Genomic DNA, 16,264 nt, shown 5'->3' on the forward strand with positions numbered 1-16,264 from the left:
GTTAAAAAAGTATTTGTAAGTTATCATCAAAGAAGAATACTTCTAAGATGTCTTTATGTTTAATGATTTCGCCTTCTTCTGGATTAAAAACCGCTTCTTCTTCCGCTTCCTGAAAAATCCAGCGTTCTACAAAAAAGGAATCACTGTGAAAAAAACCAACTAAAAAACCGATTTTGATTTCTTGATTCGAAAGATGCAGCTTCACTTTTTTATTTGAAACCGCATCTAATTTGTCATATAAAATTTTCGATTTATCTAGCAGCATCTTCTTCTCTGGTTAAATCAATATTTGAGATGGGTTGATACAACAATGGAACTTGTTCAATAATTACGTCACTTTTATCTAAACCGAAGGCTTTTTCATCGCTAATTCCGAAATGTTTTAAATAATTGTAGGTATTTAAGAGTAAACTGTCTTTAATACTGAACTCATTTTCAACGGAAAGGTATTTTTCAATCACCACGAATTTGAAATCGGGTTCGTTGTTATATTTCGAAGAACCATCTGGTCGGATGTGTAAGTTTAATTCTTTATTCGCTACCAATTCTTGTACGATTTTTTTGAAATACAATTCGGTTTTAGGTTGAATTCTGAAGCCTACATTGATGTTAACTTTTATTACTTTATCATCAACTAACTCAGAAACGTTATAAGTTAACGTATACGGTTCATTGGTTCGATTTAGATGCAAAAACCAATACACATCGGCACGTTTCGGCTTTTTTGCTAAAATGGATTTGATAATTTTTTCTTCCACCTGATGTCTTCTATCCGCTTTAGAAAGATAAATCAAATGGGTTGCGAATTTTGGAATACTATCGTCTTCACTTAATGCGGCTAGTTGCGTGCTGTATTTTCCTAATTCGGTAAACTTAGTGTATCGGTTATGAATTTTTCTGGCTTCGTACCAAATGTACATCACCATAAATATGCCTAATTCGAAAAATAAGAACATCCATCTTTCTTTAATTTTTGCCACATTCGCAATAAAAAAAGACGTTTCTACAATCGCAAATAATCCAACCACTAAAAAAACGGCATATTTATTCCATTTTAATCTGTATCTTAAAAAATAACCCAATAATAAGGTAGTCATCATCATGGTAATGGTAATTGAAAAACCATAAGCGGCTTCCATATGTTCCGAAGAACGGAAATATAAAATCATCAGAACACAACCAAACCAAAGGACATTATTCACACTTGGAATATAAATTTGTCCTTTCAATTCTGAAGGTTGACGCACCGCAACTCGAGGCCAGAAATTTAAGTTGATGGCTTCATTAATTAAGGTATAACTTCCACTTATTAAAGCTTGAGAAGCGATAACGGTAGCTAATGTCGCAATGATGATACTTGGCAATAAAAACCAAGTTGGCATGATTTCGAAAAACGGATTTCTCCCATTTAAAAAGGCTTCATTTTGATGCATTAACCAAGCTGCTTGCCCTAAATAAGCTGTAACCAAACTGGTTTTTACAAAAATCCAACTGATGCGAATGTTTTTGATACCACAATGGCCTAAATCGGAATACAAGGCTTCCGCTCCTGTTGTACATAAGAATACTGAACCTAACAACCAAAAACCTTGCGGATATTGTGTTAACATTTCATAGGCATAAACAGGACTTAAAGCTTTTAAAATATCAGGATGAATTAATATCTGATTTAAACCTGCAAAGAAAAGCATGCTAAACCAAACCAGCATAATAGGTCCGAAAAACCTTCCAATGACTTGAGTTCCGAAGCGTTGAAAAAAGAAAAGCAACGATAAAATTACCACTACTAAACCCACCACTACATTATTTCCTGCCACAATAACATCTTGTAAGCCGTTCACCATTCCTAAACCTTCAACGGCTGATGCCACAGAAATGGGCGGTGTGATAATTCCATCCGCTAAAAGAGTGGTGGCTCCTAAAACAGCTGGAATGACTAATTTTTTTCCATATCTTTTTACTAAAGCATACAAAGAGAAAATTCCACCTTCTCCATTGTTATCGGCTTTTAACGTGAGCCAAATATACTTAATTGAAGTTTGTAAAATTAATGTCCAAAAGATGGCTGAAAGTCCGCCATACACTAAAATTTCATCGATTTTTCTTGTTCCAATTACTGCTTTTAAGGCGTAAAGCGGACTGGTTCCGATATCGCCATAAATAATTCCTAACGCTACCAGTAAAGAAGCTGCTGTAACTTTACTTGGTATGCCGAGTTTTGTTTCCATAATAATATTAAAAATTTATGGTACAAAGTTCGGGCGAAAGCTATTGGTAAAATATAAAGAAACGAAGGGTTGGTATAAAGAAAATATAAAGATTAAACTCGTTTGGTATCGTAAAATTTTGAATGTTTTTATCATTCTGAACTTAACTCAAAATCGATTCTCTTCTAAACTAGTTAATAAAGAAGCTGAAACGAGTTCAGCTTGACAAGTTTAGTTTTATTGAAAACGGTATCCCACACCACTTTCGGTAATAATATGAATCGGATGATTGGGATTTTCTTCGATTTTTTTACGAAGTGTTCCCACGAAAACCCGTAAATATTGCGTTTCAGTTTGCGAACCTACACCCCAAATTTCTTTTAAAATGTATTGATGTGTAAGTACGCGACCTTCGTTTTTAATGAAAAGTGCTAGTAAATTAAATTCTGTAGAAGTCAGTTTTAAGAATTCGTTGTTTTTCTTTACGGTTCTCGCCACGACATCAATTTCTAAATCGTTAAACTGAGAAATAACTGCATTATTTTCAGAAGTATTTCTTCGGATAGCTGCACGAATTCTGGCCATTAATTCGGCATTTCTGAACGGTTTCGTTAAATAATCGGTAGCTCCGTTATCTAAGGCCTTTACGATATCTTCTTCTTGGTCAATTACAGAAAGAATGATAATGGATTTCGTATACCAAGTTCGTAATTCCTTTAAAATTTCGTGACCACTTTTATCGGGCAAACCTAAATCTAACAAAATTAAATCGGGTGAATGATTGGCGGCTAACAAAATACCTTGTTTACCTGTTTCGGCTTGGATGACTTTAAAATCGTTACTCTCCAAAGTAATTTCGAGTAATTTTCTAATTTGAGCTTCGTCATCAATGACAAGTATTTCGGCCTTATTCATTTTTTAATTGGTTTACATAAGTAATTTCAACAGGTACAAAAATATCAAATTTTAGTCCGTTCGGAATGGTGTTTTTAACTGCAATTGTTCCGTTTTGAGCTTCCACAAAACCTTTCACAATAGACAAGCCTAAACCTGTTCCGCCAGTAATTGTATTGGGCACTCTGTAAAATTTATCGAAAATTTCTGGTAAATGTTCTGAAGGAATTCCTTTCCCGTTATCGGCAACAGATAAAAGTAAAACTTCCTCTTTTACTTGTATTGAAATCGTAACCGTACAATTATCGGCAGTATACAAAAGTGCATTTCGAATTAAATTGATTAAAATTTGTTCTAAAATTCCGATATCTAATTTACAGATTGGGAAATTTTCTTCTTCTTCAAAAAGGATTCTGGGATTCGATAAAAAATGATTTTGAATGACCAATCGGATTTGTTCGTTCACATCGCACCAATCCAATTTAAGTTGTAAAATTCCGGATTCGAGTCGACTCATGTTTAAAAGGTTTTCAACCTGATCATTTAATTTCAAGCCTGCAATTTCAATTTCGCTGAGTAACGATTTTCTATTTTCAGAAGTTAATTTTGCATCATATTCTAGAAGCATATCTGCCGAACCAATAATAGTAGAAATGGGCGTTCTTAACTCGTGTGAAAGCGAATTTAATAACGTATTGTAAAGCTTTATCGTTTTTTCTTTTTCTTCTTTGTCACGAGCTTTTTTCTCCATTTTCTTAATTTTAACTGTTAAAACGGTATTCACAAAAGCTACCAAAAAATACATTAAAAACATGAGCATATCTTCCGAATTGCTAATATGAAAGGTATAAATCGGTTGAATAAAAAAGAAATTCCAAATTAAAGCACTAAGTGTTGCGGCTAGTAAAACGGGGACAATTTCAAACAACATCGCTAAAATAGAAACTGTCATTAGTAAGATAAAAGCAACGACTTTATAACCTATAAATGCACTGAAAAAATAGCAAGAAACCGACACAAGAATTACCATAATCAAAGCAATTACACTCTGATTTATGATGTTATGTTTTTGATTATGAATTGCTTTTGATATCATCAATTACATTAATTTTTGCTCTTCAGTTTCGTAAAAAGTATCAATATTTAATTTTTTTTGTTGTGATGCCATAACCGCTAATTCGTCGCAACGTTCGTTTTGAGGGTGACTATTATGGCCTTTTACCCACATGAATTTCACATTATGTTGGCGGTAAATTTTGAGAAATCGCATCCACAGATCTGGATTTTTTTTGTCTTTGAAGTGTTTTTTTTCCCAACCAAAAACCCAACCTTTTTCTACGGAATCTACCACATATTTAGAATCGGAAACTACTAAAACATTCGTTTTTAAATTTTTCAATTTCTCCAAACCAACTATAACCGCTAATAATTCCATTCTATTATTAGTAGTATGGCGGAATCCTTCATAAAACTCTTTTTTATAAGGTGTGCCTACCATTTCCATCACCACACCATAACCGCCTGGACCGGGATTTCCTTTGGCAGCGCCATCTGTGTATATGTGAACTTGGTAAGACATGTTGAAGTTGGAAGTTAAAAGTTAGAAGTTAGAAGTGTAGCTATCACTTTCGGAAAATGTTCCCTTTCCAATTCGTGAATTTTTTGTGCGATTTCTTCTGCTGACGAACAATTTTCAATATTTATGTTGGCTTGAAAAATAAATTCGCCTTCATCAAAATGTTCGTTTACATAATGTACGGTGATTCCGGTTTCTTTCTCTTTATTTTCTAAAACGGCTTGGTGTACATGTATGCCATACATTCCTTTTCCACCATAATTAGGTAACAAAGCCGGATGAATATTAATCACTTTATTGGGAAAAGCATTAATAATATGAATAGGAAATTTCAACAAGAAACCAGCAAGTACAATTAAATCGGGTTGTAGTTCTTGCAACTGATTAAGAACCGTGTCGTCTGAAAGTTCGGTTTTGTTGAATATATAAGTAGGTATCTGAAATTTTTTAGCTCTTTCGATAACTTTGGCATTTGAATTGTTTGTGAACACACCGACTACAGTTCCTTGACCCGATTTCTCGAAATGTGCCATAATGTTTTCGGCATTTGAACCATTGCCCGAAGCAAAAAGTACCATCTTTTTCATTTAAATCTCATTTTTTTCAACTTATATCAGTAATAAATCGTCTAAATTTCACACAAAAGTATAAATTCCTTTAGGTTTAGACACAAAAAACGGAAGAAATAAAAAAATAATTTAACGGAAAAGAATAGAGAATTAGGCTATTGAAAGATTTTTTTATAAATTCGTAGTTATATTTACTAACAAAAATGTTGTTTTAAAATAAAGTTTTTTATTTTTGCCAACAAATAAATTAAAAATTAAAAATTATGTCAGACATTGCATCAAGAGTAAAAGCGATTATCGTGGACAAATTAGGTGTTGACGAAAACGAAGTAGTAACAGAAGCAAGCTTCACTAACGATTTAGGTGCTGATTCATTAGACACTGTAGAGCTTATTATGGAATTCGAAAAAGAATTTGACATCCAAATTCCAGACGACCAAGCTGAAAACATTGCTACTGTAGGTCAAGCAATTTCTTACATCGAAGAAGCTAAGAAATAATAACCATTCATCCGTGTAATTTTATTTTTATACGGATGTTGTTATTTTTGTTTCTGTTTTTAAAAATCTTTGTTTAGATTTGTAAAAACATTGATTGTATTACAATCATTCAACATAAGACATTTATGTAATACCCAATGTTTCTATTTATAATATGATACATTGGGTTTTTCTATATAACTAAAAAAAAATTTATGCAATTAAAACGTGTAGTAGTTACAGGACTTGGAGCTTTAACTCCAATTGGAAACAACATTCAAGAATATTGGGACGCCTTAATTAGCGGGAAAAGCGGCGCGGCTCCAATTACGTATTATGACACTGAAAAACATAAAACAAAATTTGCTTGTGAAGTAAAAAACTTCAATATCGAAGAATTTATCGATAGAAAAGAAGCAAGACGTATGGATAAATTTGCGCAATATGCCATCGTTGCTGGTGAACAAGCTATTGCAGATGCAGGAATTTCTGATTCTAATGTAAACAAACAACGTGTAGGTGTAATTTGGGGTGCAGGAATTGGTGGTTTAGAGACTTTCCAAGAAGAAGTACTAAGTTATGCTAGCGGTGATGGAACTCCACGTTTCAATCCGTTTTTTATTCCTAAAATGATTGCTGATATCGCTCCAGCTCATATTTCTATGAGAAATGGTTTTATGGGACCAAATTATACCACAGTCTCTGCTTGTGCTTCTTCAGCAAATGCTATGATTGACGCTTTCAACTACATCCGTTTAGGAATGTGTGATGTAATTGTGTCTGGTGGGTCTGAAGCTGCTGTTACCATCGCAGGAATGGGAGGATTTAACTCTATGCAAGCTTTATCAACCAGAAATGATTCTCCTGAAACCGCTTCAAGACCTTTTGATGCGAACAGAGACGGATTTGTATTAGGAGAAGGTGCTGGTGCTTTAGTTTTTGAAGAATACGAACACGCAAAAGCGCGTGGTGCAAAAATATATTGTGAAGTTGGTGGTGGTGGAATGTCATCAGACGCGTATCATTTAACAGCTCCACATCCAGAAGGTATTGGAGTGATTGCAGTAATGGAAAATACGCTACGTGATGCAGGTATGAAACCAGAAGATGTAGATCACATCAACACACACGGAACTTCAACTCCATTAGGTGATGTTGCTGAATTAAAGGCAATTAGTCATGTTTTTGGTGATCACGCGAAAACAATTAATATCAATTCTACAAAATCTATGACAGGACATTTGTTAGGAGCTGCTGGTGCTATCGAAGCTATTGCTTCAATTTTAGCTATGAAACACGGCATTGTTCCCCCAACAATTAACCACTCAACTGTAGACGAAAATATCGATCCATCATTAAATTTAACTTTAAATGTTCCTCAAAAAAGAGAAATTAAAGTAGCCATGAGTAATACTTTTGGATTTGGTGGACACAATGCATGTGTACTTTTCAAAAAAATTGAAGAATAATTCATGCGCAGAATTTTTAAAAAAATATTGAAAAAATCCCCATCTTCTAACCAAGACGGGGTTTTTTTTGAACAAATTACCAAAATTTTAGGTTTCAAACCGAATGCTGAAGAATTTTACAAACATGCTTTTACACATCGTTCTTCAAACAAGGTTGATGATAATGGTTATCCCATTAGTTATGAACGCTTAGAGTTTTTAGGTGATGCTATGCTAGGCAGTGTAATTGCGGCACATTTATACAAAAAAGTACCAACTGGTGATGAAGGATATTTAACCAAAATGCGATCTAAAATTGTAAGTAGAGAACACTTGAATGAATTAGGTCGCGATTTCAATTTAGTCCAATTTATCGAAAGTAAAGTTAGTCCTTCGCACTTTGGCGATAACATTCACGGAAATTTATGCGAAGCCTTCATAGGTGCCATTTACTTAGACAAAGGGTATCCTTACTGTGAAAAATTTATTCACGAAAAAATCATCAAACCCTATGTTGATATTGCACGTTTAGAAGGCAAAGTAATCAGCTATAAAAGTTTAATTATCGAATGGTGTCAGAAAGAAAAAATCAATTTTAAATTTGAGGTTTTTGAAGACGACGGAAAAGAAGGCGTAAAACATTTTGGAGTTAAACTACTAATGGACAATGAAGTAATTAGTAAAGCTAGAGCAACTTCCAAGAAAAAAGCAGAAGAAACTGCTTCCAAAAGAGCGTTTTTTGCCTTACAAGATAGAATTGAAAATAAATTGTAAAAATTTTTATTAACTACAACGTTTGAAATGAAAATTTAACGGTTTTACAACCTTTTTTACAATAATTTAATATTTTTAAAGCCTATCTTTACAATTATTAAAAATTTTAATGGCCAATCTGAAACTTACATTAGACGATTTTGAATCAAATGATTTTGAGTTATTTGCGATTCATACCAATCTGAAAGATTTTAAATTAAGCTTTTTAATCAATTTAAAACTGAATGTATTGTTGGCAAAAAATGAAAACGAAATAACTATTAAATCAAAAAATGGAATTGGAAAATTTTCAAGATTTAGTTATGATGATTTCAACCAAGACATCACATGGGAACTTATTAAAAATCAAACCCATTTTAATTCGAACAAACAAAATGTAGGTTTTTTTGAACAAGACCCAATTACAATAAATTTAATCCCAGAACTAAAATTAGCAGATTATTTATTAAAACTTGATAATACAGATATGGGGTTTAATGCTGAAAATATAATTGAAAACATAAGTACAATACCAAATATTTCTACAATATATAGAGTAGAAACAGAACATTTAAAATCGATAAACAATTTAATTTTTTAAAAATGCATACAACAAAAAAAACAAAAATTGTTGCCACTTTAGGTCCAGCTTGTAGTAGTAAAGAAATCATTAAAAAAATGATAGACGCTGGAGTTAATGTATTCAGAATTAACTTTTCTCATGCCGATTACACCGATGTGAGCGAAAGAATTAACATCATTAGAGAACTGAACAAAGAATTTGGTTACACTACTTCCATTTTAGCCGATTTACAAGGTCCGAAATTACGAGTTGGTGTCATGAAAGAAGATGTGATTGTAAATCCGGGTGATATCATTACCTTCCAAACTTCAGATGATGTTCCGGGTACGGCTGATAGAGTGTACATGAATTACAAAGAATTTCCAAAAGATGTAAATCCGGGTGAAAGAATTTTATTAGACGATGGTAAACTGATGTTTGAAGCCATCGAAACCAATAGAGTGGATGAAGTAATTTGTAAAGTAATTCAGGGTGGACCTTTAAAATCAAAAAAAGGGGTAAATCTTCCTAATACAAAAGTTTCTTTACCTGCTTTAACCGTAAAAGACATTAAAGATGCGATTTTCGCTTGTGAAAACAAAGTAGATTGGATGGCTTTATCGTTTGTGAGAACAAAAGAAGATATTAAAGATTTACAAGATTTAATTGAAAAACATTCTGATCATAAAATTCCAATTGTTGCTAAAATTGAAAAACCAGAAGCTGTTGAAAACATTGACGAAATTGTAATAGCTTGTGATGGTTTAATGGTAGCTCGTGGCGATTTAGGTGTAGAAGTTCCAGCGCAAGAAGTTCCATTAATTCAGAAAAAACTAATTTTAAAAGCCAAATTAGCACGTATTCCTGTAATTGTTGCCACTCAAATGATGGAAACTATGATTACGAGTTTAACTCCAACAAGAGCAGAAGTAAATGACGTTGCCAATTCGGTTATGGATGGTGCAGATGCTGTAATGTTATCGGGAGAAACTTCTGTAGGAAACTATCCTGTTCAAGTAATTGAAACGATGACAAACATTATTGAAAGTGTGGAAGATTCTCCATTAATTAATGTTCCGCATATTCCACCAACAAAAAGAAACGACAGGTATATTACGAAATCAATTTGTTTTAATGCCGCATCAATTGCAGACAGTATTAATGCAAAAGCAGTTACAACCTTAACTAATAGTGGATATACAGCCTTTCAAATTTCTGCTTGGCGACCTCATGCACATATTTTAGTTTTTACTTCTAACGAAAGAATTTTAACACAACTAAATTTACTTTGGGGTGTAAGAGCTTTCTATTATGATAAATTTACTAGTACTGATGACACTATTGATGACATCAATAAAATTTGTAAAGAAAAGAAATATGTAAAAAAAGGAGATATGGTAGTTAACCTTGCTTCAATGCCAATCGCAAATAAAGGAATGGTAAATACTTTAAGAATTTCTGATATTGAATAAATATAAGTAACGAGTTCAAACAAAAATCCCAAATTCAATAGTAAGAATTTGGGATTTTTATTTGTTATCTTTTTAAAGTAAAATGGGATTTAAAAACGGCTCTATTATTCGTTTGTGTTGTATATTCAACAGTAAACCAATAATCGGTTGAAGGTAAATCTTGCCCGTTATATTTTCCATCCCAACCTATTCCTGAAGGTGAAATCTGTTTTAAAAGTTTCCCATATCTATCAAAAATTGAAATGACACTATCAGTTTGTTGGGCCAAATCGAAGATATTCCATGTCTCATTTACTCCATCGCCATTAGGAGTAAAAAAATTAGGATAATTAACGATATAAATCGGTCCGATCCGTGTTGGAGAACAATTCCCTAAAGTATCAAAAATAGTTACGAAATACTCACCAGTTTCTAAATTTGTAAACACATTACTCGATTGAAAAGCACTCGTTGAACCATCTGGATTTTCTAACTGATAAAGATAATTTCCTAAACCACCAGTTATAGTAATGGTAATAAATGTATTGTTTGTATCAAACTCCGCACTTACATCGAAACTTGCTAACGCAGGACTAGAGGCAATGACTTCAAAGGTGGTTGAGTTATAATTACAATTTGCACCTACATCTGGTGTTAATTTAATAAAATCAACCGTATAAATACCCGCTTGGGAAGCCGAATAACTCGAACCTGTACCCATTAAATTTCCTCCTAAATACCAATTAACTGTAAATTGAGTAGGATCCAATCCTGTTTGAACGGTATAAGTGTCAAGTGCAACATTAGTTGTAGGATCTACACAGATAATTCCGTCGGGAAGATTTATATTCAATAAAGGATGAACCGTAAAAGTAAATGCTTGTTCGTCGTTACAATTAGCGTTATTGGTAGCGGTTGCATAAACATAGTAAGTATACGTTTGAGAAACAGCAGGTGGATTACCAGGTGTTCCAGTAGTATTAGAAATAACTAAATTTGTAATCGGTCCTACTCCATTTGGCTGAGAAAAATAACCAATATTGTACGGAACTGATGGTAATGGAGGTAACACATACGTACCACATTCTTCAGGATCAAAAACGATAGGTGCAATTACTGGTGTTTCAGAAACTGTAATGATAATTTCATCGACTTCAACACAACTTACACCAAATCTACCATTGTTCACAGCATATACATAAACAGAAATAGGATTGGCAGTAGTTGGAGTAAAAACAGTACCATTCGGAACCGGATTTGTACCATCATTATTATAAAAATATCCAATTGAATAATTTGTAGTTGGCTCAGGTGGCACATGCGTTAACATAGGCAAGGTATAAGAATCACATACACTCACATTGGAATAATTAGGTAAATTTATACCGTTATAGTACATTTCGAAAGGCTTATCTACTACACAACCTGTTACAGGATCTTGGTAATATAAATAAAACCTTCTGTCTTCGTTAAATATATCTGTTGGAGCCACAACAACTCCTGTTCCTGTTGGTCCGCCTGGTGCAGTATAAATCTGACCAGTTACTGGTGCTGGTATGGAATACGGATTACAAACAACCTGATTTATATATTCATCAACAATAGGTAAAGGTGTAATTCCAATGGTAAAACTACTTTCAGAAGCACACAAAGTTGTGGTTGAATTCGGATTTAAATTAGTTTCATCATTGTAAATATAATATGTTCCTGGAGGCAAATCATCAGAGGTTAAACCAATAACTTGTCCTGCAGTCAATGCCGTTTGACCAATGGCGCTTGGTCCACCAGGTAAAGTAAAGTAATTTCCATTTGTTAGGGTTGGTAAAATAAATGATCCACAAAAAGTTCCACTAACTAAAGTATCAACTGAAGGTTCAGGGTAAATAGTAATATCATAATTTAAATTATCTGTACAATTTGGTAAAAGTGTTGTGTTTGCATAGTAGTATATTACTTGAGAAGTCGTAATTGGAAGTGCTGGATTAACAGGAGAACCACCGCCGTTTGGAGCCGTAAAGTATCCGCCAAAAGCAATTGGAGGTAATGTATAATTTGAATTGGAACAAACATATATGTTAGTAAATTGAGAGGTATCTACCAGATTTACAACAAAAGGTTCAGAGATAAAACAAGAACCTGCACTTCCGTCAGAATTGGTATGTGCCAGTTGATTGACTACATAATAAGTACCTGGAAAATTTGGTCCTGCAACATTTATAACATCATTTGCACTTAAAGTTAACCCAGTTCCATCTGATGAAGTATTATAAGTTCCATTAGTTAAGGCTGGTAAAGTATACGTATCACAATAAGTTACATCTGGAAGAGAATCAACTAAAGGATTTCCATGAATATAAATATCAAACTGTTGGTCTCTACAAAAAACGCCATTGACTTCCGCATAATAAAATATGGTTTGAATAATAGTTGCTTGTGTTGTGTTTGTAAAAACTGTTCCTTGTGGAATTAAAGTTCCTGGCCCAGTTGGTCCGCCAGCAGCTGTATAAAAAGCACCAATATTATAAGGAGCAGCAGGCACACTAAAAGCACCACAATTGTCTAAAACCGGCACATATTCATCAATAAAATAAGCTGTAAATGTAGACTGATTAAAGCATCCATTTGCGTCAGGTCCGTTGTATATATAATAAGTAGCACTTGCATCAATTGTATCTCCAGCGTTTAAAGGCGTTCCTGTTCCGTTTGGACCTGTAAAATAATTTCCATTAGTTAATGCTGGTAAAATGTAACTACTACATTCAACAACATCTGCTATTTCATCAACTGGTGGTAACGGGTTAACTATAATGTCTACACTTGTTATATCAAAACAAGACGGGTTAGAACTATCTTGCATTCTAATCCAAACGGTTGCAGTTGTAGTTCCGTTAGGAATTGTAATGGAAGAAATTACTGCTCCATTTCCAGCAACAGCATCAGCCTGAGAAGTATAATATAATATATTGTATCCTGATTGTCCGTTTAAAACTTCAGAATCTAAGGCTGCTAATAAATATGTTGTGCCGCCATTTGATTCGCAAACCTCAACATCATTAGGCTGTGTTGCAACAACACTTGCATTAATTAATAAATTAAACGCATAAATCGCATCACAAAACTGATTCGTTACTGTATTGAAAATTTTGATGTATAAAGTTTGATTCGAAGAAGTTGTATAATTATTTGGTGAGCTAATCGGAATATTAGCCGTAGCATTTGCTGGAGAAGTATAATAGAAAAGATCATAAATAGCATTGTCAATTCCTAATTGAACTTCACTATTTGTTGTTAAATCAAAAATATAACTTGCCGCGCCTGTATTACAAGTTTGCAAATCTATCGGATTCGTAACAGCTAAAGTATTAAACACAACCGTATCTGTTAAAAAACAAGAACCTTTAGTAATTTCAACCCTGTAAGTTCCTGGAGAAGTTACCGTATATGTTGAGGTGTTTCCACCAGTTGGATTTCCATCTAAAAACCATTGATAGGTGTAGGTGTTATCTAACTGAGTATCCAATATAGCGGTATTTCCTGTACAAATAGTTTGATCTGAACCTAAATCTAATGTATTCGTAAAGCTTCCACCTGAAATAAAAACAGACGAATCGAAATCAGAATCACCGTAATCGGCAATAACTAACTTTAATCGGTATGAAGTATTTGGAATTACAGAAGATGACGCATTTAAAACAACAGTATGGCCTCTCATATTTAATGTTGATGAAGAAAAATCTATAACATTATACACGCCAAAAAGAGAAGGATTAGTAGAACTACAAGTAGAATTATAAATTGAATTTTTAATTGTTCTTACAGAAACTGGACTTGAAGTAGAAGGTATAACTCCTAAATTCGTTGTTACGTTAGTTGTTAAATTAGTTAATTCAAATGCAAAAATATCATTAGACAAACATTGAAATTGTCCGTATTCATTTGAAGCAAATAAAAAATCAAAACTAAATGAAGAAGAAACAGGTATAAAATCGAACTGAATAAAAGCTAAATCTGTTAATGCAGTAGTGGTTCCACTACTAGTGTTGCTTAAGTTTTGTAAAAAAGGATCCGTTCCTCCGCCCGATGCTGGTGTACTCAAATTTGAACCATTATATTGCCCTTGCGTATTTAAAATCGCGCCACTTCTTAAAATAATTCCTTCATTGATTGGAAAAGTAGAACCATTTCTGTTAAAATAACCTACAGAATTTGGAGAAGAAATAGAGATATTAGAAATTTCAACACAAGAATTTCCAGATAATAAATTTACCAAATCTGCTGGAGAATATGTGGTATTATCTACAGTTATTGTTTGTGAAAAGGAAACTGTTGAAAAAAGCAAAAATAGGCGTAAAATTTTTTTCATAATGATATCATTAGGGCAATTGAAAATCAGTAGATAAATATACTAAAAAAAGAAAGTTTAAAAAAGAAAAACTTATCAAAAAAATTAATATTTTGATAAGTTTTTAAATATATTGTTAAAAGAATAATTAATCGTTAAGTTTTAATACAGCCATAAAAGCTTCTTGCGGAATTTCTACATTTCCAACTTGACGCATACGTTTTTTACCTTTTTTCTGTTTTTCTAAAAGTTTACGCTTACGCGAAATATCTCCACCATAACATTTTGCGGTTACGTCTTTACGAAGTGCTTTAATCGTTTCGCGGGCAATAATTTTTGCACCAATAGAAGCCTGAATCGGAATTTCAAATTGTTGACGTGGAATCAATTCACGTAACTTTTCACACATTTTCTTCCCGATATTGTAAGCGTTATCGACATGAATTAATGCAGAAAGCGCATCTAATTGATTCGCGTTTAATAAAATATCCATTTTTACTAACTTCGATTCTCTCATTCCAATTGGATGGTAATCAAAAGAAGCATAACCTTTAGAAACCGTTTTTAATCGGTCATAAAAATCAAATACAATTTCCGCTAAAGGCATATCGAAATTTAATTCTACTCGCTCTGTAGTCAGATAAGTTTGGTTGGTAATTAAACCACGTTTTTCAATACACAAACTCATTACGTTTCCTACGAAATCCGCTTTGGTAATAATAGTTGCTTTGATAAACGGTTCTTCTACTCGATCTAATTTGGTAGCATCTGGTAAATCACTTGGATTGTTTACGATGATAGGTGTATCGGGTTCTTTTTTGGTATAAGCTAAATACGAAACGTTAGGAACCGTAGTAATTACGGTCATGTCAAATTCACGCTCTAAACGTTCTTGGATAATTTCCATGTGTAGCATACCTAAGAAACCACAACGGAAACCAAAACCTAAAGCTGCTGAACTTTCTGGAGCAAAAACTAATGACGCATCGTTCAGTTGTAATTTTTCCATAGAAGCACGTAAATCTTCGTAATCTTCCGTATCAACCGGATAAATTCCTGCAAATACCATTGGTTTTACATCTTCAAAACCTGTAATCATATTGGTAGTTGGTTGTAACGCATCGGTTACTGTATCTCCAACTTTTACTTCTTTTGCTTCTTTAATTCCAGAAATTAAATAGCCAACATCACCAGTAGAAACCACATTTTTAGGCACTTGATTTAATTTCAAAGTACCTATTTCATCTGCATAATATTCTTTTCCTGTAGCCATGAATTTTACTTTCTGACCTTTTTTGATTTCTCCATTTACTACACGGAAAATTACTTCAATTCCACGAAAAGGATTGTAATGCGAATCGAAAATTAAGGCTTGTAATGGTTCTTCTTTATTTCCTTTTGGTGGTGGAATTTTTTCAATAATGGCTGCTAAAATATTTTCCACACCAAAACCTGTTTTACCAGAAGCGTGAATAATATCTTCTAATTTACAACCTAATAAATCTATAATATCATCTGAAACTTCCTCTGGATTGGCTGAAGGTAAATCGACTTTATTTAAAACTGGAATAATTTCCAAGTCGTTATCTAAAGCTAAATATAAATTGGAAATCGTTTGTGCCTGAATACTTTGTGCCGCATCAACAATAAGTAAAGCGCCTTCACAAGCTGCGATACTTCGAGACACTTCATAAGAAAAATCTACGTGCCCTGGAGTATCAATTAAATTTAAGATATAATCTTCTCCTTTGTATTTGTATTCCATTTGGATCGCGTGACTTTTTATGGTAATACCACGTTCGCGCTCCAAATCCATATTGTCCAGTAATTGAGCTTTTTCTTCTCTAGCTGTAACAGTTTGAGTTGCGCCTAAAAGTCTATCCGCTAATGTACTTTTTCCGTGATCAATATGTGCAATTATGCAAAAATTTCTAATGTGTTTCATAGTCAATTTCAAAAATCAATGTCAATTTCAAAATCAAT

13 protein-coding genes are annotated in these 16,264 nt (G+C 33.3%); 5 read left to right on the top strand and 8 right to left on the bottom strand.

The features are described 5' to 3' along the window. Position 1 precedes the first annotated feature (1 nt). The 6 genes from G4D72_RS11190 to purN form a co-directional block, all read right to left on the bottom strand. Positions 2-265, bottom strand: coding sequence for a hypothetical protein (locus G4D72_RS11190; protein WP_166077795.1), 264 nt, complete (start codon positions 263-265; stop codon positions 2-4). After that, complete coding sequence (locus G4D72_RS11195; protein WP_166077796.1) at positions 252-2,228, bottom strand: KUP/HAK/KT family potassium transporter; 1,977 nt, start codon at positions 2,226-2,228, stop codon at positions 252-254. Before G4D72_RS11195 ends, G4D72_RS11190 begins: the two co-directional genes overlap by 14 nt. Positions 2,229-2,444: 216 nt before the next feature. Continuing rightward, a complete protein-coding gene (locus G4D72_RS11200) occupies positions 2,445-3,122 on the bottom strand; it encodes a response regulator (RefSeq protein ID WP_166077797.1) in 678 nt (225 codons plus the stop codon). Next, on the bottom strand, positions 3,115-4,197 hold the full coding sequence (locus G4D72_RS11205; RefSeq protein WP_166077798.1) for a sensor histidine kinase: 1,083 nt from the start codon (positions 4,195-4,197) through the stop codon (positions 3,115-3,117). The genes G4D72_RS11200 and G4D72_RS11205 overlap by 8 nt, the downstream gene beginning before the upstream one ends. Positions 4,198-4,200: 3 nt before the next feature. Next, positions 4,201-4,680: a ribonuclease HI gene (gene rnhA, locus G4D72_RS11210; protein ID WP_166077799.1), complete on the bottom strand. Its 480-nt coding sequence runs from the start codon at positions 4,678-4,680 to the stop codon at positions 4,201-4,203. 14 nt (positions 4,681-4,694) lie between these two features. After that, the gene (gene purN / locus G4D72_RS11215) at positions 4,695-5,264 is read right to left on the bottom strand and encodes a phosphoribosylglycinamide formyltransferase (protein WP_166077800.1); all 570 of its coding nucleotides are present in this window, start codon (positions 5,262-5,264) and stop codon (positions 4,695-4,697) included. Positions 5,265-5,509: 245 nt separating this feature from the next. On the opposite strand from purN, the gene G4D72_RS11220 reads away from it, so the two are divergent. The 5 genes from G4D72_RS11220 to pyk all read left to right on the top strand — a co-directional run bounded on the left by G4D72_RS11220 (position 5,510) and on the right by pyk (position 9,960). Then, a complete protein-coding gene (locus G4D72_RS11220; RefSeq protein ID WP_007137004.1) occupies positions 5,510-5,746 on the top strand; it encodes an acyl carrier protein in 237 nt (78 codons plus the stop codon). Positions 5,747-5,940: 194 nt separating this feature from the next. After that, positions 5,941-7,194 carry a beta-ketoacyl-ACP synthase II gene (gene fabF, locus G4D72_RS11225; protein WP_166077802.1) on the top strand — a complete coding sequence of 418 codons (1,254 nt, stop codon included), beginning with the start codon at positions 5,941-5,943 and terminating at the stop codon, positions 7,192-7,194. Positions 7,195-7,197: 3 nt separating this feature from the next. Continuing rightward, positions 7,198-7,947, top strand: a complete 750-nt coding sequence (rnc, locus tag G4D72_RS11230) for a ribonuclease III (protein ID WP_166077803.1) — start codon at positions 7,198-7,200, stop codon at positions 7,945-7,947. 109 nt (positions 7,948-8,056) lie between these two features. Beyond that, positions 8,057-8,527 carry an IPExxxVDY family protein gene (locus G4D72_RS11235; protein WP_166077804.1) on the top strand — a complete coding sequence of 157 codons (471 nt, stop codon included), beginning with the start codon at positions 8,057-8,059 and terminating at the stop codon, positions 8,525-8,527. 2 nt (positions 8,528-8,529) lie between these two features. Beyond that, on the top strand, positions 8,530-9,960 hold the full coding sequence (pyk, locus tag G4D72_RS11240) for a pyruvate kinase (RefSeq protein ID WP_166077805.1): 1,431 nt from the start codon (positions 8,530-8,532) through the stop codon (positions 9,958-9,960). Between the two features lie 64 nt (positions 9,961-10,024). On the opposite strand, the gene G4D72_RS11245 is transcribed toward pyk, so the two are convergent. Both G4D72_RS11245 and lepA read right to left on the bottom strand, forming a co-directional pair. Next, positions 10,025-14,302 (bottom strand): T9SS type B sorting domain-containing protein, encoded by a 4,278-nt coding sequence (locus tag G4D72_RS11245; protein WP_166077806.1) that lies wholly within the window; start codon positions 14,300-14,302, stop codon positions 10,025-10,027. Between the two features lie 127 nt (positions 14,303-14,429). Beyond that, complete coding sequence (lepA, locus tag G4D72_RS11250) at positions 14,430-16,226, bottom strand: translation elongation factor 4 (RefSeq protein WP_166077807.1); 1,797 nt, start codon at positions 16,224-16,226, stop codon at positions 14,430-14,432. Positions 16,227-16,264 lie beyond the last annotated feature (38 nt).

The sequence above is a fragment of the Flavobacterium difficile genome (assembly GCF_011392115.1).
GTDB lineage: Bacteria > Bacteroidota > Bacteroidia > Flavobacteriales > Flavobacteriaceae > Flavobacterium > Flavobacterium difficile.